The sequence below is a fragment of the Enterococcus sp. AZ140 genome, assembly GCF_051714405.1.
In the GTDB taxonomy this organism is placed as follows: Bacteria; Bacillota; Bacilli; order Lactobacillales; family Enterococcaceae; genus Enterococcus_B; species Enterococcus_B pernyi.
Genome location: NZ_JBIORU010000001.1, coordinates 1,956,279 through 1,979,629, shown reverse-complemented (window position 1 = coordinate 1,979,629; position 23,351 = coordinate 1,956,279). Strand labels below are relative to the sequence as shown.

Here is a 23,351-nt window from a genome sequence, read left to right as displayed (position 1 = left end):
ACTAGTAAAACGCGGATCTATCTGCCTTTACTAGTGTTTTTTTAGCACTCGTAAATTTAGTGGCTCTTTGTCAATAAGGACTGATGAGTTGCGAAAAATTAAATCTGGGTCAGAATGAACCTCATTCTGGCTCAGATTTTTTGTTATCTCACTTTGATTAATTGATTGGTCAAAAAGATTCTAATTTTCATGTTCTCAAATGATCTAAATCCGTAGGATACTCGTTTCATCGTTTTTATGTGGGTATTCTTTGCTTCTATTTTTCCATTGGAGTAAGGATAAATCATCGCATTGGCGATGCCTTCTTCGTAGGTCAGAAGGTTTTGAAGTTTCTCACGAAAGCCGTCATCTAACGTTTCGGGAAGTTCTGCCAATAAGGAGAAAAACAAGTCAGGGTCTTTATCTCGAAAAGTTTCAACTAATTCATGGAAAAAGGGATACGCCTCCTTTAGGGACTTAGAAAAGCTAAGCAATCGATCAATCATCATTGCTTCAGTAAGAAATGGGTATTTAGGTGCTCGGAAACTTTTCCATGTTTTATACTCATAGTGGTTAATGTTTGCACGATTTTTTAGCAGAAAGCGCCAGTTCTTTTTCAGTTTTTCTGCATGGCTTTTCTGTCCTGCTTTACGCAGTTCATTCATTTCACGGATACGCAACTCATTGAAAGCTTGATTCATGTGTTTGACAATATGAAACCGATCAATCACTACTTTCGCATTTGGCAGAACGCGTTTGGTGAGCTGGAAGTAGGCGGCGTTCATGTCTGTGACTAAGAATTTTACTTCTTCTGGATTGGTGCAGCCCAAGAAATAGTTTGTTAATCGAGGTAATTTACGAGTAGGTAAGATATCAATTAAATTACCTGTTTCTCCATCTGCGCAAATAAAGCTCATTTTATCTTCTATGGAAGTGTGCGAACGAAATTCATCAACCATCAATACTTTGGGGAGAATCCTCTTAGTGGGCTTTGGTAAATAGCTTTTAAACTCTTTCAATGTACGAATAACGGTAGTCAAAGATACCTGACAGCTTTTCGCAATAAAAGATAAAGAGACTTTTTCAGTCAGTAAAGAAGCAATTTTATATCTGACATGATCCGCAATTGAATGTCTTGGGCGGACAAAATAGCTTTGAGCAGTCCAATGGGTTCGACAGTTTTTACAGGTATAGCGTTGCTTTTTTAAGCGCATAACCATTGGCATATGATTGTATTGTTCAAAGCGGACAATGATTTCTTTCTTTCCATTTTTCACCACAATTGCTTTCCCATTTCCATCTACCACAGTAGAACCACAACTTCTACAGGCACAAGGATCAGGTGAGAGAATGGCATTAATGACCAATGTCTTTTCCTTATGAAAGATCTCGTAAGAGATCTCAGTAATCATCAAATCTTTATCTATTAATCTTAGCATTTTTTTGATAGAATCATTCATATAGCATATCGTCCTCTCAGTTGTTTATTTTGTGGTGATTTAATCATACTAGAGAACGATATGTTTTTTAATACCTAAAATGAAAATGGGACTGAAGAATCAATTTTGATTCATCAGTCCCATAAATTATAGAGCCAATTTAGTTGCTTTGCAGAATTTTAGTGTGGGAAAAATCAAAGCAACCTATTAGTGGATTAAAAAAGTGAGTCGTGTATACAATGAGCATCGTATTCATTATTTATTCATAAATATTAATGTTTTATGATTTCGTTTGCAACTATTGATGTCAAAGTATTTTATTGTAGTTAGCGTTCTCTAAAAATATAATGTTATAAGCATAAAAATTCATTTAAAAAATAAAGTATGTTATTATTTTTTTGATGAGAGATATCGTAAGAGAATAGTTAAATTATACATAGTTTTATTTTTTTATTTTGGGTAACTCGCTTAGTTCCTCCGTTGTTTTTACATAATAGTCTTTGATAAATTTTCATTTTCTAGTGAAATCTAGTAGAAATGGACCTGATCTCAAAGGCTATTTGAAAAAATGATAAAAGTAACGACTTTTTAAAAGTCTTCTATATTCAAATTGCGATAGTTTGGACAAAGGAGGTAAAGTTTGTGGGGATAAGGAATGGAATTCAAACCAATACGCGACCGTTTTTTATAACGTTCGTTATTATTGTGGTGTTCTTTATTGGAGGCGTTTGCTCTTCTGTTTTTGCTGATGTCAATCAAAGGCAATCAACGAATGTGTTGATCGATAATGGAGAAGTGGCGTTATCACTCGAAGACACGAATAAAGGGGTGCGATTTAAACTAGAAAAAAATTCATCTGAAGCGTTACAATTTTCCGTAAATTTGATTGATTCTAAGGGTGAAAAAATCCCGCTTATGATAGAGGATCAACCCATTGCTGAGAATCAGGTATTGACAGAAGAACAATTTTCTACCCTACATTTTACCAAACCAACTGAACCTGTTCGATTATTTGTCAAGTATAAGTCCGCAAATGGAACACTGACGGATCTGACACCACCTGAAGGAGAAATTCTTCCACTTGTTGAACCAGAAAATAATGATCAATCAGGTACTTCAGGGAGTCAACCAACCGAAGTAACGAGCGGTACCATTGAAGAAAATAGCGAAACTGGAGAAAATCAGGAACCAACTGAGACACAGCAAGCAACCAGTGAAGCGGAAGTAGCGGAAGAACAAAGCTCGACGTCTTCTGACTATCAACCACCCCAGGCACGAGCAATCCAAGCTTTTGCAACAGGTACAGGTTCTCAATACGTACCGCCGGGAGCTATGCCTATCAGTGGCGCTTTTGCTGCACCAAATGGTGGGGCTGTCGTTTCAAATGTCACGAATACGAATGACAATGGCGGAAAACCATTTTCACAAATCTCTCTTTCGGGGAGTAATAACTGGACGTCGATTTGGTCAAATGACGCGTATCGCTTAGATTTCACGAAATCATTTTCACAACGGGTCTACGTCAATTTTGGCACACAGCAGGCAGATGGCGTGGCGTTTGTCATGCATAATGATGCAAGAAAGACAACAGCGATCACGAATTCTCGAGCAGTCGGTGTAGACGGACAAAACTTGGGCGTCTACGGAGCAACTGGCGGATACTATGAGGGATTATCACCACGTACGCCAGAAACGACCGCGATTCGTAATTCATTTGCGGTTGAATTTGATTTATTTGCTAATGAAGCAGTAACTGGTAGAGCACGCTATGATGCACAGATTCCTGCTGGAAATACGCCGCATATGGCTTATACCTTTCCAGGTAACCTAAGCCGAACGTATCAACCGATCAATGCAGTGAATGGTGATTTAGGAGCAAATGATTGGTTCACTTTGACCCTCGCCAATCCCGGACGGATCAAACACAACAGCTTGATCCCACTTAATGGAGCTGTCAGTACCAATGTCCAAGATGGAACATGGTACGAGTTCAATTATAGCTTTAATAGCACCACACGGAACTTTACGTATTCATTTAGAAATCCTGTCAATGGAGCAAAAACTGCTGACACAACGATACCTTGGGGAGAGCTGAACTCGGAATTGCAGTTAGCAACCAACAACAATCGAGCCTACTGGGGATTTACTGCAGCCAACGGTAGCGTATCAGGACAAGTTCGTTTTGCTTTTACACAACCGCCGATACCGATAGGCGCGACAGTGACGAGTAATGTATTGGACAACGCCAATACATCTGTGACTGTTCCAAGTACAGATACAAGTAAAAGTAAATATTTGATGAGTGAGCAGCCAGCTAAGATCCAATCAACGATCAAGGTAAATACAGGCGAAGCCGCCTTGAATACTACGAGGTGGACGACGGTGCTTGATGCGAAAGCAATCAATTTGGCAACAAATGCGACAGTCACACCGACGATCACGAAAACGACTGCCGCAGGGGTGACGTCAACGATTGCCCCAGCAAATTTAGCAACAGTCGTGACAAATAACGCAACGACTGGCGTGATCACAGTGGTCACGACGATAGCCAATAACGCGATCAATCTCAATCCCGGAGATTCAGCGACACTGAGTTATTCAGCACCAACAAGAACATTGTCAGCGGATGCACTAACTAGTTACGGAAGTTCAGTCTTAGCAAATCCAGTGGGAACGACCCCCAACGACACAACGAACGTCACCTACTATGGCGATACCGTGTATTACTGGGTTAAAAAAACGGATCAGTTTACCACTCTGTCATGGGAAAATGTCAATACGGTGACCAATTTTAGTGAGACGTTGGATATCTCTGCGAATCGCGATCCTGGGTACAAAAGAACATTTTATTGGAAAGATTTAGATGTCGGCGATCGATTGAGTTTCAAAGTGAGAAAAGGAACGACTTATCTCACTGATGTTCCATTCTCTGATGTCACGACAACAGGGGCGACAAGTTTTAATGCAAATACACAGTTAGTGATTCCTACAAAATATTTTGATTATGGTGAAAATAAATTTGTCATTGAAGTGTACTCTTCTGGAAAATTGACGAAACCCGAAGAACCGGCTGCATCATTGAATCTAACGGTAACCTACACTGGTGAATTAAGACTTGAGCAGGCACCAAGTACATTCAAATGGACGAATCGAAAGGTTCGTCAAAGTAAAGGGATCTTGGATCGTGATGCGGGCAATAGCTTAGAATTAAAGGTATGGGATTCGAGAGATCCACGAACAACAAGAAATTGGTCGGTTGGACTTTCGATCACGAGTGGAACGAACGCACCTTTTTCTTTCGTCTGGAAAATAAGTCCTACGAGTGCGGTTCAAAATTTGGGTAATTCACCAATCAAAGTGTTTGATTCTGCGAGTGTGACCCCGACTGGTTATGTTTATACGCTGAATATGAGTGAAAATGCGGGTGTGTTGTTGAATAGCTCAAAACTGTTGCCTGTAGGTGATTATAGTGGACGAGCAACAGCTAATTGGAAGCTATATAACACGGCTACGATCGAATAAGGAGGCGATGAGATGAAGCGAATAACTATGAATCTTTTGTTCCTGCTTAGTGTTGTTTTGTTCACTGGCTTTGTGCGAGTCGCTCCTACGTTTGTCGACGAAGTGATTGCTTCCGATCAGCAAGAAATCCAGTTTGAATTATATGAAAAAGATGAAGTGAGTCCCATAGATAAGGGTGAAAGTGGAACGACCAAACCGCAAGCGGAGGGGATGCTTCCGCAAACAGGTAGTTTGTTGTATGGAACGTCTGCATTTCTCGGTACATTGCTGATTGGATTTGTCGGACTGATGTATCGATCAAGGAGGCAGAAGCGATGAAGCCTAAAATCAAATGGTTGCTACTATTTATCTTGCTCCTGATGTTTGTTTCTCCTCCAAAGATCCGAGCTTCTTCTGTTGGTGAAGAGAAAAAATCAGCAGTGAATGTCCAAATCATCGAACCTGCTATTTATTTAAAGAAAGTAATACCACCAACTTTTGATCGCTACCCAGTCCCTGAGACGGACATTGAAGTACAAGCAAAGCAAGATCTAGTGATCGAAGTGGTTGACAATCGTTCTGGAACAAACGGGTGGAAACTCGATTATTCATTATCTGCTTTTAAAAATCAGCAGGAATATACAGCAAAACTTTCTATGAAAGATGGACAGTTGACGACAGAAAAAACCACTGTCTATCAAGTCAATGATATAGAAAATATCAGTCATGGCGAAACGCAAGAACTCGTCAAAGTCAGTCAAGGAACGAAACAAAACTTTCGATTGATCATCCCGAAAGAAAGTATTAAGTTGAGTGTTCCTGCTAATAGTCCAAGTGGTACCTATAAAGCGATACAGACGGTCAACCTCGTAAATGTGGTTGCCGATGTAGATTAATTGAAAATCAAGGAGGAATAAAAATGAACCACAAAACAAAAACATTAAGTGCAGTATTCGCAGGGTTGATTTTAGTAAATATAGGTGGAGTAGCAGCATTCGCAGCAGAGGTACCAGGACAAACTGGAAGTACACCAACGACTGTAACGATCACCGATGCTACTTCAGGAGATTTAAGACTCGATGCCGTTCCAGCGACTTATGCGTTTGAGACGGAAATCGAAAATGGCACGTATTCACTTAGTACTGGAACGATCGGTACACCAGGAAATATCGTTGTTTCAAATGATAGTATCGCTCAAGCATGGTCAGTGAGAGCAACTGTTGCGAACAATCAATTGACACGAGCAGCTGCACCAGCCACATTTGATGTGAATTCATTCCAAATCAATGGTGCACAATTAGTTGGTACAGGCGCAACTGGGATTGTCGCTCGATCAGCGACTACACCAGATGCCGGAAATAATACCGGTCAAATCACCACTCCGGTAACATCGATCGCAATTGGTTTTACTGATCCGAGCAATGTCTTACAAGTAAATAATGTCTTGAACGGTACGATCAATTATCAATTGTACAATACGGCAGATGCTTCTTAATGGTTGTGCTCAAATTGAGAAGATTGGAGCAATCGCATTCAGCGATTGCTTCAATTCTTTCTATAGGTTTTTGTTCATGATCAAATCTCTGGGAAAAACCAAATGAATCGATAAATGAGGTGTAGTGATGCGGAAAATAATTTTAGCCATTTGTTGCATGTTTGCTTTTTGCTTCCCCTTAGTCACCGAGGCAGAGACTGAGAGTGAAGTGGGCTTTCATATCAAAGCAATTATTCCAGAAAATCAAGCCGATAAAAAATTAACTTATTTTGATTTACAACTAGAACCTGGTCAAAAACAAACGATCAAGTTTCTGATAGAAAATACATCGAATGAAGAGTCAACTTATCAGGTTGCAGTAAACCAAGCCTATACGAATGACCAAGGGTTTATTGATTACACGCAACCAACTGATGATCCAGATATACCGGAGGAATTTCAAATCGACAACATTGCAAAAGTCCCAGAAAGCATCACTTTAGCTGGTGGGAAGTCACAAGAAGTTAGCGTTGACCTCACAATGCCGGAAAAAGAATTTGATGGACAAATCTTGGCAGCCATCCATGTCATGAAAGTAGGTCAAGCGGAACAAGAGGGCCAAATCGTCAACAATTATGGCTATGTCTTAGGATTGAAATTAACGAATAATACGAATGAAGTGCAAAGAAAAGTGGAATTGAAAGGCGTCGAACCAGCCATTTCATTTGGGAAAACAAGTGTGGTAGCCACTTTGAAGAATCCAACGATGGATGCGATCGGTCATTTGAAATATGCAGCTGAGGTGAAAGATGCCACAGGGGAAGTCATAAAAGAAGTATCCTATGATAAAGAGATGCAAATGGCGCCCTTGTCAACGTATCGATTTGCAATCGATTGGGACAATGAACGACTGGAAGCGGGAGATTATTCCTTACATTTGACAATCTCAGATGCAAAAGACAACGAGTGGGTATTCGATCGCGAATTTACAATCAGTGAGAGTGATGCGAAAGAAGTGAATAAGGTAGCAATCTCTAAAGTGAATCAGCAGTCAATCCCGACTTGGGTCTATGTAGTTGTGGGTGTCTTACTTGGGATCATCCTTCTATTGATCATTTATTTTCTATTCATACGTAAGAAGAAAAAAGAAGAGTAACCAAAAGGGGTTGTGATCCTTATGTTAACACGAGTCTTAGCATAGGGATCACAATCTCTTTCTGTCAGTTAGCGTTTTTTATAGAAATAATAAAGCACACTGATGAAAAAAATCACAGATATTAGAAGGCCGATTTCGTAATATACAAACACCCTCAGAGAATCATAAAAGTAATACGCCATGATTTTAGTGATAAAATAAATCACTGGACATGCAGCTAGGAACACCAGAAAAGTGCGCTTAGTTAATTTAAAGAAATAAAAAAATGCTAGCACGGCAATACTTAAAGGAAACCAAAATAAAAACTTGCTTAACTGAACCAACATCATTCACTCCTCTATTATCTTCATAATCAAATAATACCATTTTTGTGTTATTTTTAAAACTATTAATAGTATCATAACAAAATATTTTTTTTGATTTTAAAATAAAAATAAGTGGTTTTTATATATAAACGCTTGATTTGCAGAGGATTGTGAAAATATGTTCATGTAGAACGTTCGTTTTTTAATAACATTTTAAAAAATGGGATTAGGTTCCTTTGTTATATATCGACCATTTTTTTAAAATGATTTTAACGAATTTGTATGAATAAACTGTAAAACTATTTCAGTGATCCAAGGACAGTCTTGGCGACGCATACTGAAGGGTTGGTAACCATTATAGCGATAGATATATTCATTTTTCCAACCTTTTGTTTTGGTTTGCTTCATTTTCAATAACTTGATCAATGGGTGTAATGCCTCTTGATCAAGATCTGGAGTATGAGAAGCGATGTAGATAAGATCGGTCAAGGATAAAACGTAGCCTTGTGGAAACATATTTTCTGTAATATGTGCAGAAATGGGCTGTCCATTCGATAAGCGTTTGAACCATTGATGCTTTTCCATATACATCACACCATCAGCAATCATTTTTTTTACTTGTGGGTCAGTTTGATCCACCATTTTTTGATAAGTGATCAACGCACGAACAGTTTTTCCAATGCCGATGTAACAAGGGGTTTTTCTTAAACAACCGCCATGTTGACAAATACCACGTCCTGTCCATGAGGTTGTTTGATTCCGTTCAAAGAGCTGATAATTTTTGATCCACATGAGTGCTCGCTGTGCAGAAAGTTTTTGCCCTAAACCGAGACGAACATAGGCTTCCAGTAACATCGCATTGTAGCAAGGAACGATATCTTCTGCTTTTCCGGTATAAGAAAAACCGTCTGACGTCGCAATCGTTTTTTCTACATACTGGATCAATGACTGGGTAACTGGTAATTGACTGGCATAGGGGATTTCGGCTAAACCAACCAAAGCAAAAATTTTTCCTAAAGCGGATAGATTCTCTTGTTGTTCATATTTTTTGACGATCTGTGATTGCTCAAGATAGATCATGGGATCTTCAATTGGTTCATTTTGGTCTATTTTCGTTTTTAATCGATAAGCTGCATCCATAAAAGCATGACTCCTTCAATTGCTTATTGTGAGTATTTGGTAAGGGTTTCACAAATCAAGTATATCATCAAATGGCGGTTCCATGATGGCGCAGCCATCAAATTTTAGCTGGTATATTTTGATGTTCTTTTTTTTTATTTCCGAAAAAATTATGATACTGGGAGATTTCTAATAATTGAGTGTTCTTTTAATAGCAGTAATCAATGGCGAATATTTCTAAGATATTGGTGTGAATTTATTTCTATAATAGGAAATAATAAGCACGATAATGCTGATAAATGGTGTTATTATTCTTGGTGTAAAGGATGTGGATTGTTATTTCTTTACAAAAAAACCGCCAATAAAAGGGGGCTATGAATGGGTGAAGAATCTATCCATAGATAATTGGTGGGTAAAATTTCCTTAGGAGGATGATCTACATTATGAAAAAAAGGAAAACAATGTGTCAGTTGATGTTGCTCGGTCTCACTGTGTCGACAATGATGGTGCCAGTTTCCCATGTGTCAGCAGCAATTCAGTCAGTAGAAAAGAGCAAGGAGAATGATTCTTTACAGACGAGTCAACTCAATCAGTCTTTACTAGGATCGATCACTTCCGACCAAGAACAAATCAATCGTTTAGATCAAAAGTATGAGTTAGTCGCTTATGATGCAACTGTCTTGCCCGAAAAAATTGACTCTGCCTCACTCTTAGTGGCTGCAGATGCGAAAGTCGTTGATGAAGAAGGTGAACCTCTAAGTGGTTTCACGCCTTATGTCAAAGCAACAACCGTTGAAGCAAAGCCAGGGGAATATCAGCTGACCGTTGGCTTAAAAGAAGATGCCAGTGTGGAAAAAACAGTAAAAGTAACAGTTTTAAATGAGAAACAAGAAACAAAATATACGATTTTAGCAGAAGACGTGACTGTACTAGTAGGACAAACCGCTACTGATTACATTCTAAAAGTTGCCGGTGCCTATGCACGTAATGAAAAGGGCGAGTTATTTGATGTGATCGTAAAAAGCTCAAACGTTGAAAATCAATTAGGTGAGTATGAAATGACCTTAGGGATCAAGGAAGATCCTCGTGTGGAACGAACGATCAAAGTCACTGTCTCAGACAAAGAAAGCTACGTATTCAGTGCCCAGGATGCGACAGTCATGGTCGGTCAAACGGATGAGGCATCAATCCTCTCAGCTGCTAATGTCGAGATCACGAATCAGCGTGGCGAAGCAGTGGACGCAAAAGCCGTCATCAAGTCATCCACTGTCCAAGACTTTCCAGGTATTTATCTAGCGACAATCGCTGTCGATCAAGATATGACTATTGAAAAAACAATCACTGTCACCGTGATGCAGGCAAACGAGGACACAGTAGGTCAGCCCAATTATCAATTACTTGCTGAAGATACGATAGTTTCTATTGGACAAACAGATGAACAATCATTGATAGCGGCAAGTGGGGCATATGCAATCGATGCAACGACAGGAAAAGTGGGACAAGTCGTTGTCAAACAGTCAACAGTCCAAAATACTCCGGGAGAGTATGACGTGACATTTGGTGTAATCCAAGATGATTCTATTGAAAAAAAAGTGAAAATTACGGTACAAAATCCAGAGGACCAGCCTAAGTATCATTTGAATGTCTTGGAAAAGAATATCACTTTACAAGTTGGGCAAACCGATGAGGCGACAATTCTCTGGGCTAGTGGCGCTGAAGTGAAGGATCAAGATGGGTATTTGACGTACGAAGCAAAACCAATCATCAAATCCTCAACCGTTGAAAATAAAGCAGGTGTCTATGAAGCAACGATTGCAGTGGATAAAGACCTTTCAATCGAACAGAAGATCCAAGTGACAGTCATTGGTGAAGAGACAACTGAACCTGAATTATCCTATGAACTTTATGCCAATGATGGCTTCACAACAGTTGGTCGAACAGATGCTCGTTCAATCATTGAAGTAACCAATGCGCAGGCCTATGATAGCTATGGAAATATGATCGCTGTTATCGTTAAAAACTCAACGATAGAAGATAAAGCAGGTGTCTACAAAGTCACGCTAGGAATCAGTCAAGACTCTACGATTGAAAAAACAGTGAATGTGACTGTTGAAGGAGAAGAAACTGAAATCCCTAACTTTGATTATTTCGTGATTGCAGAAGATGCAGAAGTCAAGGTCGGACAGACAGATGATTACTCCCTTTTGTTAGCAACCAATGCGTATGTGTTCAATCAAACATTAGGAAAACAAGTCGTACCGATCATCAAGCATAGCACAGTAAAAGATACTCCAGGAGAATATGAAGTGACGATTGGTATCGAACAAGATGAACGTGTGGAAAAAACAGTGAAAATCACAGTAGTTGGGGAGCAAGTTCCACAACAAGAGTACATTTTAAATGCAGCAGATGCTGCTGTGACTGTCGGACAGACGGATGACCAATCAATCTTAGCGGCAGTCGGGGCCACTGTGACAGATTTATCTGGTCGACCAGTCGACGCACGACCAGTGATCAAAGCATCGACAGTCAAAGACGAAGTCGGTTACTATGAAGTAACGATCGGTATCGATAAAGGCGATATTGAAAAAACAGTTGAAGTGATCGTTCGTTCTGAAAATCTTACAGAAGGCTATACGTTTTTAGCAGAAGATGCTGTTATTACGGCCGATGAAATAGATGACGCCTCCATTATCAAAGCGACAAATGCACGAACTGTTTATAGTGATGGCAAAGTCGTGAAAGGTGCAGTCATCAAAGAGAACAATGTTTTGCCTATTCCTGGCGAATATGAAGTGGTACTGATGGCGAATCAGTATGGTTTTGGGGCAAAAACTGTCAAAGTAACAGTCGTAGCAGTCAACTGATACGTCATTACTAATTGATCTGTACCGGTTCATTATCTTACGGATATCACAAGAGATGGAAACAGAAGTGTTTAAGCTCAAGAAATCAGGCGACAACCATGAAAATTGCTTCTTAAAATTTTTGTGGTCGTCGTCTTTTTTTGAAGATCGTACTTCTGTTTCCGCCGTTTATTCGTTTCTAAGGTGCGCACAGTCTTCTTTTTATTTCAGGTAAATGTTACACTTGTGAAAAGAATCCAACGATCATCAAAGGAGAAAAAAATGAAAAATCACTGTCTGATTTACCGAGCATTTGGTTTGCCACAAGAGGTTGTGCAACTAGAAGAGCAACCACTCACTTTAAGACAAGGAGAAGTCTTGGTCAAAATGTTAGTGGCTCCAATCAATCCTTCTGATTTGATTCCAATCCACGGCGCCTATGCACATCGCATCAACTTGCCACAAATTGCTGGGTATGAAGGTGTCGGGAAAGTGATCCAAGTCACTGATCCTCAGGATAAACAAATGATAGGACAGTACGTTTTACCCCTACGAGGGGAAGGAACTTGGCAAACCTATCACACAGTACCCAAGAGTGAATTAGTAATTGTTCCCTCTTCGGTCGATCTATTAACAGCTGCCCAGATGTACATCAATCCTGTAACCGCATGGTTGATCTGTACAAAAGAATTGAACCTAAATAAAGGAGATCATATTTTGCTCAATGCAGGAAATTCTTCCATTAGTAGAATTTTTATCCAATTGAGTAAAATTTTATCATTTAAAGTCATTGCAATCGTTCGCCACGAAAAATATAAAAAAGAGTTAACTGAACTAGGAGCAGATTTGGTCGTTCTTTGGGATGAAGAAACAACGTTGCCGCAAATTTTAGCACATACAAAGGGGAAAGGCGTAAGGGCGGCGATTGATCAAGTAGGTGGGAAAAGCGGTGAAACTATGGCGCGAGCGATTCAACCGTATGGGAAGTTCGTTGCGATCGGGTTACTCTCTGGTCAACAAGTTGATTGGTCGCTCATCCAAACATTGCCGATCCAAGCCAAAGTCTATCATCTAAGGCATTGGGCGGATTCGGTTTCCAATGAAGAATGGCAGAAACAATTTCAACAACTATTCCGTTTGGTTGAAGAGGGACAATTGAACCTACTAACTACCGCTCCCATGTATCCAATTTCTGAGTATCGTCAGGCATTGATAGAGGCAGAAAAGAAAAAAGAAAAAATATTTTTAAATTTCGATGTTCCATTAGAGGGCTGAGACAATCAAAAGAGAGTGTGATATTCGTCCTCTTGTACCACTTAAAACCGAATGAACGGCAAGAATAGAAGGAAACTCTTCGCAAAATAAGGCGCCACCCACGAAAACTTGGAGAACAAATTTCGTGGGTGGCGCCTTATTTCTCGAGGTTAAACACGTCTGTTTCGACCTCTTTTTGAGATCACGGCTAAAGGATAGGGAGTGTTTTTCCTTTAGTTAGTTTGTGAATAAGCAGGCAAAGACAAATAAGTGATCGTCTCCATTAAAAGACGCCAATCCGCTATCGTCGGCACATTGGAGATTCGATGGATGCGACAAACCTGTTCATCAATCAAATGAAGATCGTAATTACAAACTACGAGATCAGCTTGGTAGGTTTCGATCGATTCTTTTGTGACAGCATGTTCAATTTGAAATTCGACCGTTGACCGTTGCATAAAAAGTGTCTCGATCTCATTCAGGATATAATCATCTAAAGATGGCGGTCCTTGGATCGTAAACAAAATGCGTAAAGGGCGATACGACTGCTTCATCAACAGCGAAGCATGAAACGTTGTCAACGCAGCTGCAAGATAATCGATATGAACAAAACCAAATAATGGGTTATTTTTTAGAATCGTCAATTTTTCAAGCCATACTTGGTAGAGCTCAGAATAACGTGCCTTCATTTGCGTCACCATCGTGGGTGAATGTAATTCATAAGTATGGCTCATTTTAGAAAGTAAACGCGCATTGACCAAGTAGGCTTCCATTTTTTCTAGTGTCCCGTCTTTGATCATGTGTTCCGGGAAAACAGTCGCTAGAAAACGTTGGATCGCTTCGATGACACCAGGGCTTTCTTCTCGATAAAATGCATAGGAGCGACCATCGTCCAAATTGCTTTGACGTGTGTAGGAAATACAATGAAGTGAGACCAAGTATAACCACATCGTTTCATTTAATGAGAGTGTTTCATTCGAGCGTGAAAGATAGTAATCCTGTAATAATGGCTCAAGTGAAGAGAAGCCTTTGCTGCTTTTGATCAACACTTTGATACTTCGATTTAAGTTGCAAAGTTTTTTACACTTCCAACGTGCTTTTGCAATCGACAGCCATAAAGCGGCACGAAAATGGCTAAAATGTAAAAAGGCATGATCTCTTTTATGGCCTTCGTCGACTAAATACTGTGCATCGATTTCACTATCTGAATCAATGATCGTACTATCGCCAAAACTTGAGTAAAAGGCAAAAAAACAAAAACGAATATCTTCTTCTCTACCTGATAAAGTCAATGGTCCAGTGGTGATCGTCACACTGAATTCCTTCAAGATATTATTCATATGACGGATCGTTTTAAAAATTGTACTTCTAGAGACCATCAAGGCATCGGCTAATTCATCGGTTGAGTAAGTTACATTATGAAGCAATAGATCCATGATCTGGTAGGTGATGGTCCTTTTAGCTAATAAGGTGATCATCGAATCGATTGTCATTACCTTTTTGTAGTGAAACGATAGTAGTCCTTTGTGATCAATCTTCAGTGAAACGCACTGCTCGTTCAGCGCTTGATTGATTTCCTCGATGTCTTTTTTTAGTGTTGGTTTTGACTTCTCTAAGTTAAGAGAAAGTTCATTGAGCGTTAACTGGTTGGTTTTATTTTTATGTACTAAATTTAAAATTTGATATTGTCGTTTAAACTGATTATCAAGTTGTAAGGTGATGGGTAAATTTTCCATTATTCTGGCTTCCAATCTTTATTTTTCTATAAATATGTAAGAAATATAGTCTCTCTGTAAAGTTAAAACACATAGTTAGATAGGCTCAGGGAAAGATGTGCATATTATAAGTATACAAAAAAAACAAACGTTTGAAATAAAAAATCATTATAATTTAAAAATAATCTGTTTTAAATTAAGGGCAAATAGTTGGAATTGCCGTGTTTTTTATCGAATAATTGTTTTTTAAATAATTTTGTTATTTTTTATAAGTGAAGATATTTTGTTTTTTCAATAAAGAGTATACAAAAATTTCTTAGGCGCATAGTGTGATATTTTTTTCTGAATAATAAAAAAATAGTTTTTGACTATGGGTGTATGTATTGAAACCAATGACTATTACTATAATTACAGAACTTATAGAAATAAGGCAGTGCTTTATTTTTTTTTGTTCGAAAAAAAATAAAAATAAACAAAGAATAGATTAGTGTTATTATAATCAAAAGATGAAAAAATAATAGCTTTGTTACATCGTTATTTAATATCATAGTTTCATCTGGGTTAAGAAAGGGGTGCAGCTATTCAATTAGTCGAACATATAACTAGCAATATCTAAAAAAGTAGGCATGTTCTATTACAAAGAACAGTTGTTTAGGGAATCAATCGTGCAATAGAAGATACTAAGTAGAAAATGAATCACTATAAATCAGTACATTCAATACATTGAGTATAACTTTCTGCCAAAAAATCAGCAGATTACGTCACGTCAAGTAATACGTGTAGAGTAGGAGGAGGAAATGACTCATTTTTATAAGAAACAAAGTTTACATATTATTGTAATTATCTTGCTGCTTCTCTCGTCATTAGGAAATACTATCAGTGTTATCGCTGAGACGATCAACGAGTCAAGCGTAGAAGAACAGGTAGAAGATGTTGGTGAATTACAGGAAACAATAGAAGAAACATTGGTAGAAGGTGAGGAGGCGACTGAGGAAGAGAGTGAACCGGTAGTGCCAGAAGAAGTGGTACCAGAAGTAGTAGGCGATGAGCCTTTACTGGAAAGAGAACCAAGAAATTTACAACAGCTAAATAATTTGAATAGTTTTTGGATTTCACAATTCTTGCAAGGAAATGCCAGTGGTACCCGCACACAGTTTCCAACAACTTTTAGGAATTATTTTTTAAATGATAGCCGAGCGTCCATTGTATGGTCGGGGGGCAATCAATTAGGTAACAGAACTGGGAATAGTATTGAAGGGCGAGTGATGTTACCACGACAATTTTTATATCGAAATGTTAATGATTTATTGTATGCAGGTGTTAGTTTTTCCGGGATGCCCACAAGAAACCAGTACCAATTCGGAGTAAATTCGATTCAGCATAGCAATGGAGATTTTCGTTTTACTATTCAAGAAAGTAGCCCTTATCAAATTAAAAATCCTGTCTTATCTCCGTCAAATAGCAATGAAGGAAGTTTAGCTGACTTTCAAGAGTTTACGGTACGAGTGGAAAGGATCAGAGACGCAACAATCACTAGTCAAAGAGCAAACTCCTTTTTAGTTGATTTAGATTGGATTTTCAATACTTATTTTTACCATGCACCTAGTTATATTCATATGTACTATGTGAACTATTTTGCAACGGTTAACCAAGCGATCCGTGGCAGTTTTACTGAACTACCCGCTCATACATTAGCATTTGCTAGAAACCCATCACAAGGAGCGAGTGCAAATCCATCGGCGCCTGTGACTACACTGGCACAAGGGGCTACAACGACAGTGACCGCTGCGGCTCCAGCGACGGGATATCAATTTGCAGGATTTGATGTGAGTGGTACAGGAAGTTCGATCACGAATGTGAATACAGCCAATCGCACAGGAACGTTTACCATGGGATCACAAAATGCGACCGTTACCGCACGTTATGAGTTGAGTAATCGAACCTTGACTCTGGCACGTTCGCCACAAGCCGGAAGTGCAAGCAACCCAACTGCACCAACGACTACTCTAGTGGTAGGTGCAACGACGACGGTCACAGCAGGCGCACCTTTACCTGGCTATCGTTTAGCGGGTTTCAATGTGACAGGTAACGGTACGATCACAAATGTTGATTTAGCCAATCGCACAGCCACCTTTACTATGGGAACTGAAAATGCGACAGTCACAGCAGAGTATGCTTCGACGGTCATCCGCAATGCAGAGGATCTTGGAAAATTTTTACGAAGCGAATTTCCTTATGATTCCAATGAACAGACGTACACGATCGAACCAGAAACCAATCAGACAATCGATATGTCTGGACAAGGGAACTTTTCAGGGCGTAGTCAATTTTCAGGTAACCTGATCGGAAATGGGACGATCATCAAAAATCTTTCATTAGTGGCGTCAAATGCTTCTCTTGGATTGATCCAAACACTCAACGGCGGCAATGATTCTAGAATCGAAAATCTAACCTTAGCTGGCTTGGTACTAAATAATACACGAACATTGTCTAACTCAGCTGGAATCATCGGTCAAGTTGCTACTGGTACGTCAGTTGCGCTTGAAAATATCACGATTGATGAAAGTAGTCAAATCGCAGCGAATCAACCGAATGGAAGTGCGGGACTGATCGGGAACAATCAGGGGTCAGTAACAATCAAAAACAGTGACATCGCTGGTACTGTGCATTCCAACACTGCCAATGGTTTGATGGGGGGGATCGTTGGACAAAATGAAGGTCAATTGACCATTGAAACGAGTCTCTCACAAGTGGAATTTACCTCAGGGGGATCTTATACACTAAGTATAGGAGGTCTAGTAGGTGTAACCAATGGATCAGTCACGATCACTGATTCAAGGAGTGCGAGTCATGCAGCCATCAATTCATTAAGTGGCACTTTTCGAGGTGGATTTATTGGTCGAGTGATTTCTCCCGGAAATGCGACGATCCAACGAAGTGCTAACGTCAGTGATATGCGTGGAAATAATAGTTATGTCGGTGGGTTTATCGGCCAAATGTCTGGAACTGCAAGAATTGAAGAAAGTTACCACAGCGGGCATGTCCAAGGAAGTACGAGCCTTGGAACCGCAGGCTTTGTCGGCTTGACTGAAGGCAGTGGCGCTCTTGATATCATGGATAGTTATAGCATTGGCTCTTCCAATGGTAATGGGGTGATCGGTGTCAATCAACTAGCAAGTAATGTTACGTTGAATCAACTCTTTGTCGCAGGTTTTACTGGGGGGCAACCCATCACTTCAAGTACGTCAGGAATCAATGTGACAAACGTTTATTATGATTCAAGTACCACGAATAAAACAACTACGTCAGGTGTAGGTGAAGCAAAAACAACCTTGGAGTTGATCGAATCCACAACCGATATGTTAGGTTTTGGGAATCGTTGGCGGACCGATTTTTCAGTGGCTCAGCGAACGAATAAAACCTATCCTTACCTGAGTTGGCAGACCCAAGGCACGCAACCGGCGATGTTTTTTGACAGCATCGATCCAATGGTCGATCGTCAAGTAACGGGTAATCAAGTGTCGGTAACGTTAGATCTACAAAACGAGCCATTGAAACTATTCAATCCATATAGTTCTGGCTTAGCTGGTGAAGCGACAGCAGGAACCTTCACTTTCAATCGTGGATCTATTGCAAGAGTGTCGATTGGTGTCATCAATCAGCAAGGCGTCGTTGGCTTTACTGCCCGACGAATGACGGCGACGAGCGCTCGTAATCCAATCGCTGGTAGTGATCATGATCCAGAGATTGAAAAAAATGATTTTCTTGAAGGTGAAACGACACAAATCAAAGCAGCTGCACCTAACGAAGGCTATCGCTTTGTTGGGTTTAGTGTGACCGGTGCGGGTAGTTCAGTTTCAAACATCGATTTGACCGCACGAACAGCGACAGTCACGATTGGAACTGAAAACACGGTCATCACAGCAGAATACGCCTCAACGATTATCCGTAATGCCGATGATCTCGGAAAGTTTTTACGAAGTGAGTCTCCTTATGATGCAAACGACCAGACTTACACGATCGAACCAGAAACAAATCAAACGATCGACATGTCAGGAGAAGGTGATTTTTCAGGACGTAGTCAATTTTCTGGTCATCTGATCGGAAATGGCACGATCATCAAAAATCTTTCATTAGTAGCTTCCGGTGTTTCTCTTGGATTGATCCAAACGTTAAACGGTGGCAACCTTTCACGAATCGAGAACTTGAAGTTAGAAGGACTACTCGTCAATGATACGAGGACGCAATCTAACGTGGCTGGAATCATCGGTCAAGTAGTAAGCGGTAAGTCAGTTGAACTTGAAAATATCACGATCAATGAAAACAGTCAAATTGCTGCTAGTCAACCCTATGGGAGTGCCGGATTGATCGGGAACAACCAAGGTTCAGCATCAATCAAAAACAGTGAGGTTTCAGGAACGTTACATTCCAACACAGCTAATGGACTAATGGGTGGACTTGTTGGTAAAAATGACGGTCCATTGATCATTGAGAGTAGTCTTTCTCGAGTTACTTTTACTGGTGGTGGTTCATATACATTAAATATCGGTGGACTAGTGGGTGAAACCAGTAGTGAGGTAACAATCACTGATTCTGTAAGTGAAAGCCAAACAGCAATCAATTCATTGAGCGGAACATATCGAGGTGGAATGATTGGTCGAGTGACCTTCTCAGGGGAGGTCACGATCCAACGAAGTATCAATGCCGGTGATATGCGAGGAAATAACAGTTATGTGGGCGGATTTATCGGAAGGATGTCAGGAACTGCTAACATCGAGGAAAGCTATCATAATGGACATGTCCAAGGAAGTACAAGTCTAGGAACTGCTGCGTTCATTGGTATGACCGAAGGCAATGGCGGACTTAGTGTCGTGGATAGTTATAGCATTGGCTCATCCAATGGCAATGGTGTGATCGGGATCAATCAATTAACGGATCGAGTGACACTCAGCAAACTATTTGTTGCAGGTTTTACTGGGGGACAACCCATTTCCTCAGATACGATGGGTATCACTGCGACCCATGTGTATTTTGATTCCAGTACAACGAACAAATCAACTACGACTGGAGTAGGTGAAGCGAAAACTACGCTAGAGTTGATTGAATCAACAACCACTGCACTAGGTTTCGGGAGTCGTTGGCGAACCGACTTTTCAGTGGCTCAACGTACGAATAAAACCTATCCATACCTGAGTTGGCAGACCCAAAATACGCAACCATCTATGTTTTTTGATAGCATCGATCCAATGGTCGATCGTCAAGTGACGGGCAACCAAGTAACGGTAACGTTGGATTTGAAAAATGAGCCATTGCGATTATTTAATCCATACAGCTCGGGGTTAGCCACTGAAGCCACAGAAGGAAGCTTTGTTTTCAATCGAGGCAATGTCGCAAACGTATCAATTGGGGTCATCAATCAGCAAGGAGTCGTTGGCTTTACCGCAAGGCGAATGAGTTTGACACTGGCCCGTGATCCCTTGGCAGGGAGTGCAGCTGATCCAAACGCTGACCAAACGAATTTTATCGAAGGGGAAACAACAACGATTCAGGCGGCTGAAGCAAATACAGGGTATCGTTTTGTTGGATTTAGCGTGACGGGCACAGGAAGTACCGTGACAAATGTTGATCAAAAAAATCGAACAGCTACTTTCACGATGGGGACAGAAGATGCAACAGTGACAGCAAATTATGTGCAAACGGTCATTCGTACAGCAGAAGATCTAAGTCGCTTTTTGAATCGTCAAGCACCTTTTGATCAAGACGATGAAAACTATTCGATTGAACCAGAAGATGGGATAGCAATCGATATGGCAAATGCAGGTACCTTTTCTGGCAGACAAGTATACGGAGCGAAATTGATCGGTAATCATGCGGTCATCAAGAATTTGACATTGACTAGTGGAGAAGTAGACTTAGCCTTTATTCGCTCAGTCGGGAATGCTTCTTTACGAATTGAGAATCTAACATTTGAAAACTTGAGGGTGACGAATACTAGAGGACAGTCATATACCAACTATACAGCAGGGGTGATTGCTCAAATTGGTACAGGAAATATGGTTGAACTTGAGAATATCCAGATGGATAGTAACAGTAGCATTGTTTCAAACCAGTCAAATGGAAGCGGAGCTTTTGTTGGAACCAACAATGGACAACTAACGATTACGAATAGCCAAGTATCAAGTAACCTTCACTCGAATACTTCGAACGGTCTATTAGGGGGTCTCGTCGGTCGCACGACGGGCGTGCTTAACATGAGTCACTCTAGTTCAAAAGTGAATTTTACTGGTGGTAATAATTATACCTTGAATCTAGGCGGGCTGGTCGGTGAAGTATCTGGTACAGTAACGATCACCGATACACAGAGTGAAACTCGCTCGACAGTGAATTCTTCAACTGCTAGCTACCGTGGAGGGTTGATTGGCTATGTGACAGAAAATAGTCAAGTGCAGATTGAGCGAAGTATCAATTCGAGTGATCTCCGAAGTGGAAATAGTTCTGTTGGTGGATTCATAGGTGTCATGTTAGGGAATGTCACCATCAATGAGAGTTATCACAGTGGCTATATCCTTGGAAATGTTGCAACTGGCACTGGTGGTTTCATTGGCAGGATTGAAGGAAATGGTCGCTTAACATTGACGGATAATTATAGTGTTGGCTCAACAAATGGGCATGGAGTGATCGGAACAATCGATTCGACTGCTACCGCACAACTTACGAATTTATTCGTCGCAGGATTTACTGCTGGAGAACCAATTTCGAATACTACCACAGGAATCACAGCAAGCAATGTTTATTTTGATTCAAGCACGACAAGAAAAACAACGACAAATGGTGTGGGTGAAGCACGTAGTACTACAGGATTGATCGATAGAACGATAACTGAACTTGGGTTTGGTGAGAAGTGGTTCACAGGTTTTGCTTTGGGGAGCAATGCCAATCGAACTTATCCGTACTTGAGGTGGCAGACGAATGGGGGACAAACAGCCGAGTTCTTCCACTCGATCCAACCAGAAGTAGATACAGCTGTCTCAACCAACCAAGTAACAGTAACTTTAGATCTTGCAGGACAACCTGTTCGCTTATTCAATCCATATCAAGCGGACTTGGCAGGAGAGATCACATCAGGTACATTCCAGATCAATCGGAATAATGCCGAACGCTTTTCAATCGGGGTCATCAATGAACAAGGCGTCATTGGTTTTACTGGTATCGGAAATTATACAGATATCCAGCCAAAGAACCAAGTTTTGAACTATGGATATGGAGAAACGGATTATCAGGCAAAAGACTTTGTCACAGTCTTCAAAGATCAAACTGAAACAGAGGATTATGATGCACGTTTTGTAAGTTTCCCTGATTCACTGAATGGTCAAGCTGCACGTGTAGAGGTTTCAAAAAATGGCACAGTATTAGCTACGATCGATGTTCCTGTCACTTATCAGTTTGGTCATTCACTAAATGTAAGAGGCATTAGTTTTCAAGGAACAGACCTACGAGCAGCAACTTTAAGCTTGAACAGTGATCAGACACAAATTGTTGCGACCTATAATAGTGCATTAGCTGGAACTTCGGTTCATTCCTATTTTGGAGATGAGATGTACTATCAAATCAGGCACTATAACCAAGCAACTGTTTCTAATGGTCCATTGAATGCACAAACGCCAGATTTCGATTTTTCTGTAAATGGCAATCAAAGGTTAGATACATTGAATGGTTTCGGAACAAATCGAAGACTATCAGTTGCGAAAGGCGATATCGTGGAAATTTTCCATGCAGAAGCTAATGGCAGACTGGACAACTTCCAAGATAATGCGGTGCAGCCAAGGATATCGGATAATCGAAGTCGTTATCAAATCACTGCGAAGGGGTTTGAACGAATAAACATCGATCGTTTAAATCCAAGGGAACAAAAAATAGTGTTAGGAATGTCTCGTGAAGATATGGATCGTCAAGTTGGGCGATATTTAGATATCAGTCAATATCCAACCTTGAAAATTGAAGGTTTTACTCAATATCCTGATACATCAAAAGAAGGAGCGACGATTGGCAAGATCGTTGTCAGCGAGTCATTGGTTAATGGCGAAACAGCCACATGGGAATATACCGTTCCTTTTGTGGTGGAAAGTGATCCAGCGATCCATGTAACGTTACCGGTTCGGATGGCTTTTGATGTCTTAGACGATCAAGTGACTAGTGATGATTACCAGGTGGTCAATCATTCGACAACGACAGAACTGACAGTTTCCTTCCATACCAAAAACGATGTGGAATTAGCAAGTACTTCAGATATTGTCTTTTTAGATTCATCAGAACAAGAGACGACGAGCGAATCGATGTTTTTATATTTGCAACGAATCGGTGCGGCACCATCTGACAAGCCGTTAGTTGGACAAGCAAGTACTTTTGCTGGTACCCAATGGGCCGAATCAGTGCCGTCAGATTCCCGGATGTCGCTTGGTTTTACAGGAAAATATTTTGGGGATACCACACAAAATAATAAAGTAACAGGCAAGTTAAATTTACACCTTGCTGCGAAGATAAATTGAACACACACAAGAAGGTG

11 protein-coding genes are annotated in these 23,351 nt (G+C 40.3%); 8 read left to right on the top strand and 3 right to left on the bottom strand.

The features are described from left to right. Positions 1–143 precede the first annotated feature (143 nt). Positions 144–1,439, bottom strand: coding sequence for an ISL3 family transposase (locus tag IGJ39_RS09080; protein WP_430607585.1), 1,296 nt, complete (start codon positions 1,437–1,439; stop codon positions 144–146). 621 nt (positions 1,440–2,060) lie between these two features. Between IGJ39_RS09080 and IGJ39_RS09075 the strand changes: the two genes are divergently transcribed. The 5 genes from IGJ39_RS09075 to IGJ39_RS09055 all read left to right on the top strand — a co-directional run bounded on the left by IGJ39_RS09075 (position 2,061) and on the right by IGJ39_RS09055 (position 7,549). Continuing rightward, positions 2,061–4,940, top strand: a complete 2,880-nt coding sequence (locus tag IGJ39_RS09075) for a hypothetical protein (RefSeq protein ID WP_438764519.1) — start codon at positions 2,061–2,063, stop codon at positions 4,938–4,940. 12 nt (positions 4,941–4,952) lie between these two features. After that, on the top strand, positions 4,953–5,258 hold the full coding sequence (locus IGJ39_RS09070) for an LPXTG cell wall anchor domain-containing protein (protein ID WP_438764517.1): 306 nt from the start codon (positions 4,953–4,955) through the stop codon (positions 5,256–5,258). Then, positions 5,255–5,815, top strand: coding sequence for a WxL domain-containing protein (locus tag IGJ39_RS09065; protein ID WP_019724051.1), 561 nt, complete (start codon positions 5,255–5,257; stop codon positions 5,813–5,815). Before IGJ39_RS09070 ends, IGJ39_RS09065 begins: the two co-directional genes overlap by 4 nt. A gap of 23 nt (positions 5,816–5,838) precedes the next feature. After that, a complete protein-coding gene (locus tag IGJ39_RS09060) occupies positions 5,839–6,414 on the top strand; it encodes a hypothetical protein (RefSeq protein WP_010735043.1) in 576 nt (191 codons plus the stop codon). A gap of 127 nt (positions 6,415–6,541) precedes the next feature. Beyond that, complete coding sequence (locus IGJ39_RS09055; protein ID WP_100207160.1) at positions 6,542–7,549, top strand: DUF916 and DUF3324 domain-containing protein; 1,008 nt, start codon at positions 6,542–6,544, stop codon at positions 7,547–7,549. Positions 7,550–8,112: 563 nt separating this feature from the next. Here IGJ39_RS09055 and IGJ39_RS09050 read toward each other — a convergent pair. After that, positions 8,113–8,994, bottom strand: coding sequence for a hypothetical protein (locus IGJ39_RS09050; RefSeq protein WP_104776346.1), 882 nt, complete (start codon positions 8,992–8,994; stop codon positions 8,113–8,115). A 422-nt stretch (positions 8,995–9,416) separates the two neighbouring features. Between IGJ39_RS09050 and IGJ39_RS09045 the strand changes: the two genes are divergently transcribed. After that, a complete protein-coding gene (locus IGJ39_RS09045) occupies positions 9,417–11,840 on the top strand; it encodes a hypothetical protein (protein ID WP_104776345.1) in 2,424 nt (807 codons plus the stop codon). A gap of 261 nt (positions 11,841–12,101) precedes the next feature. Next, on the top strand, positions 12,102–13,094 hold the full coding sequence (locus IGJ39_RS09040; RefSeq protein WP_195339536.1) for a zinc-dependent alcohol dehydrogenase family protein: 993 nt from the start codon (positions 12,102–12,104) through the stop codon (positions 13,092–13,094). A gap of 212 nt (positions 13,095–13,306) precedes the next feature. Here IGJ39_RS09040 and IGJ39_RS09035 read toward each other — a convergent pair whose 3' ends face one another. Then, positions 13,307–14,809 carry a helix-turn-helix domain-containing protein gene (locus IGJ39_RS09035; RefSeq protein WP_195339537.1) on the bottom strand — a complete coding sequence of 501 codons (1,503 nt, stop codon included), beginning with the start codon at positions 14,807–14,809 and terminating at the stop codon, positions 13,307–13,309. A 776-nt stretch (positions 14,810–15,585) separates the two neighbouring features. On the opposite strand from IGJ39_RS09035, the gene IGJ39_RS09030 reads away from it, so the two are divergent. Further along, positions 15,586–23,334, top strand: coding sequence for an InlB B-repeat-containing protein (locus IGJ39_RS09030; RefSeq protein WP_195339538.1), 7,749 nt, complete (start codon positions 15,586–15,588; stop codon positions 23,332–23,334). Positions 23,335–23,351: the final 17 nt, after the last annotated feature.

Excerpts from the sequence above, each read along its gene's own strand:
- IGJ39_RS09060 (WP_010735043.1), top strand. The coding sequence starts at position 5,839 with ATGAACCACAAAACAAAAACATTAAGTGCAGTATTCGCAGGGTTGATT.
- IGJ39_RS09080 (WP_430607585.1), bottom strand. The coding sequence starts at position 1,439 with ATGAATGATTCTATCAAAAAAATGCTAAGATTAATAGATAAAGATTTG.
- IGJ39_RS09050 (WP_104776346.1), bottom strand. The coding sequence starts at position 8,994 with ATGGATGCAGCTTATCGATTAAAAACGAAAATAGACCAAAATGAACCA.
- IGJ39_RS09055 (WP_100207160.1), top strand. The coding sequence starts at position 6,542 with ATGCGGAAAATAATTTTAGCCATTTGTTGCATGTTTGCTTTTTGCTTC.
- IGJ39_RS09045 (WP_104776345.1), top strand. The coding sequence starts at position 9,417 with ATGAAAAAAAGGAAAACAATGTGTCAGTTGATGTTGCTCGGTCTCACT.
- IGJ39_RS09030 (WP_195339538.1), top strand. The coding sequence starts at position 15,586 with ATGACTCATTTTTATAAGAAACAAAGTTTACATATTATTGTAATTATC.
- IGJ39_RS09035 (WP_195339537.1), bottom strand. The coding sequence starts at position 14,809 with ATGGAAAATTTACCCATCACCTTACAACTTGATAATCAGTTTAAACGA.
- IGJ39_RS09040 (WP_195339536.1), top strand. The coding sequence starts at position 12,102 with ATGAAAAATCACTGTCTGATTTACCGAGCATTTGGTTTGCCACAAGAG.
- IGJ39_RS09065 (WP_019724051.1), top strand. The coding sequence starts at position 5,255 with ATGAAGCCTAAAATCAAATGGTTGCTACTATTTATCTTGCTCCTGATG.
- IGJ39_RS09070 (WP_438764517.1), top strand. The coding sequence starts at position 4,953 with ATGAAGCGAATAACTATGAATCTTTTGTTCCTGCTTAGTGTTGTTTTG.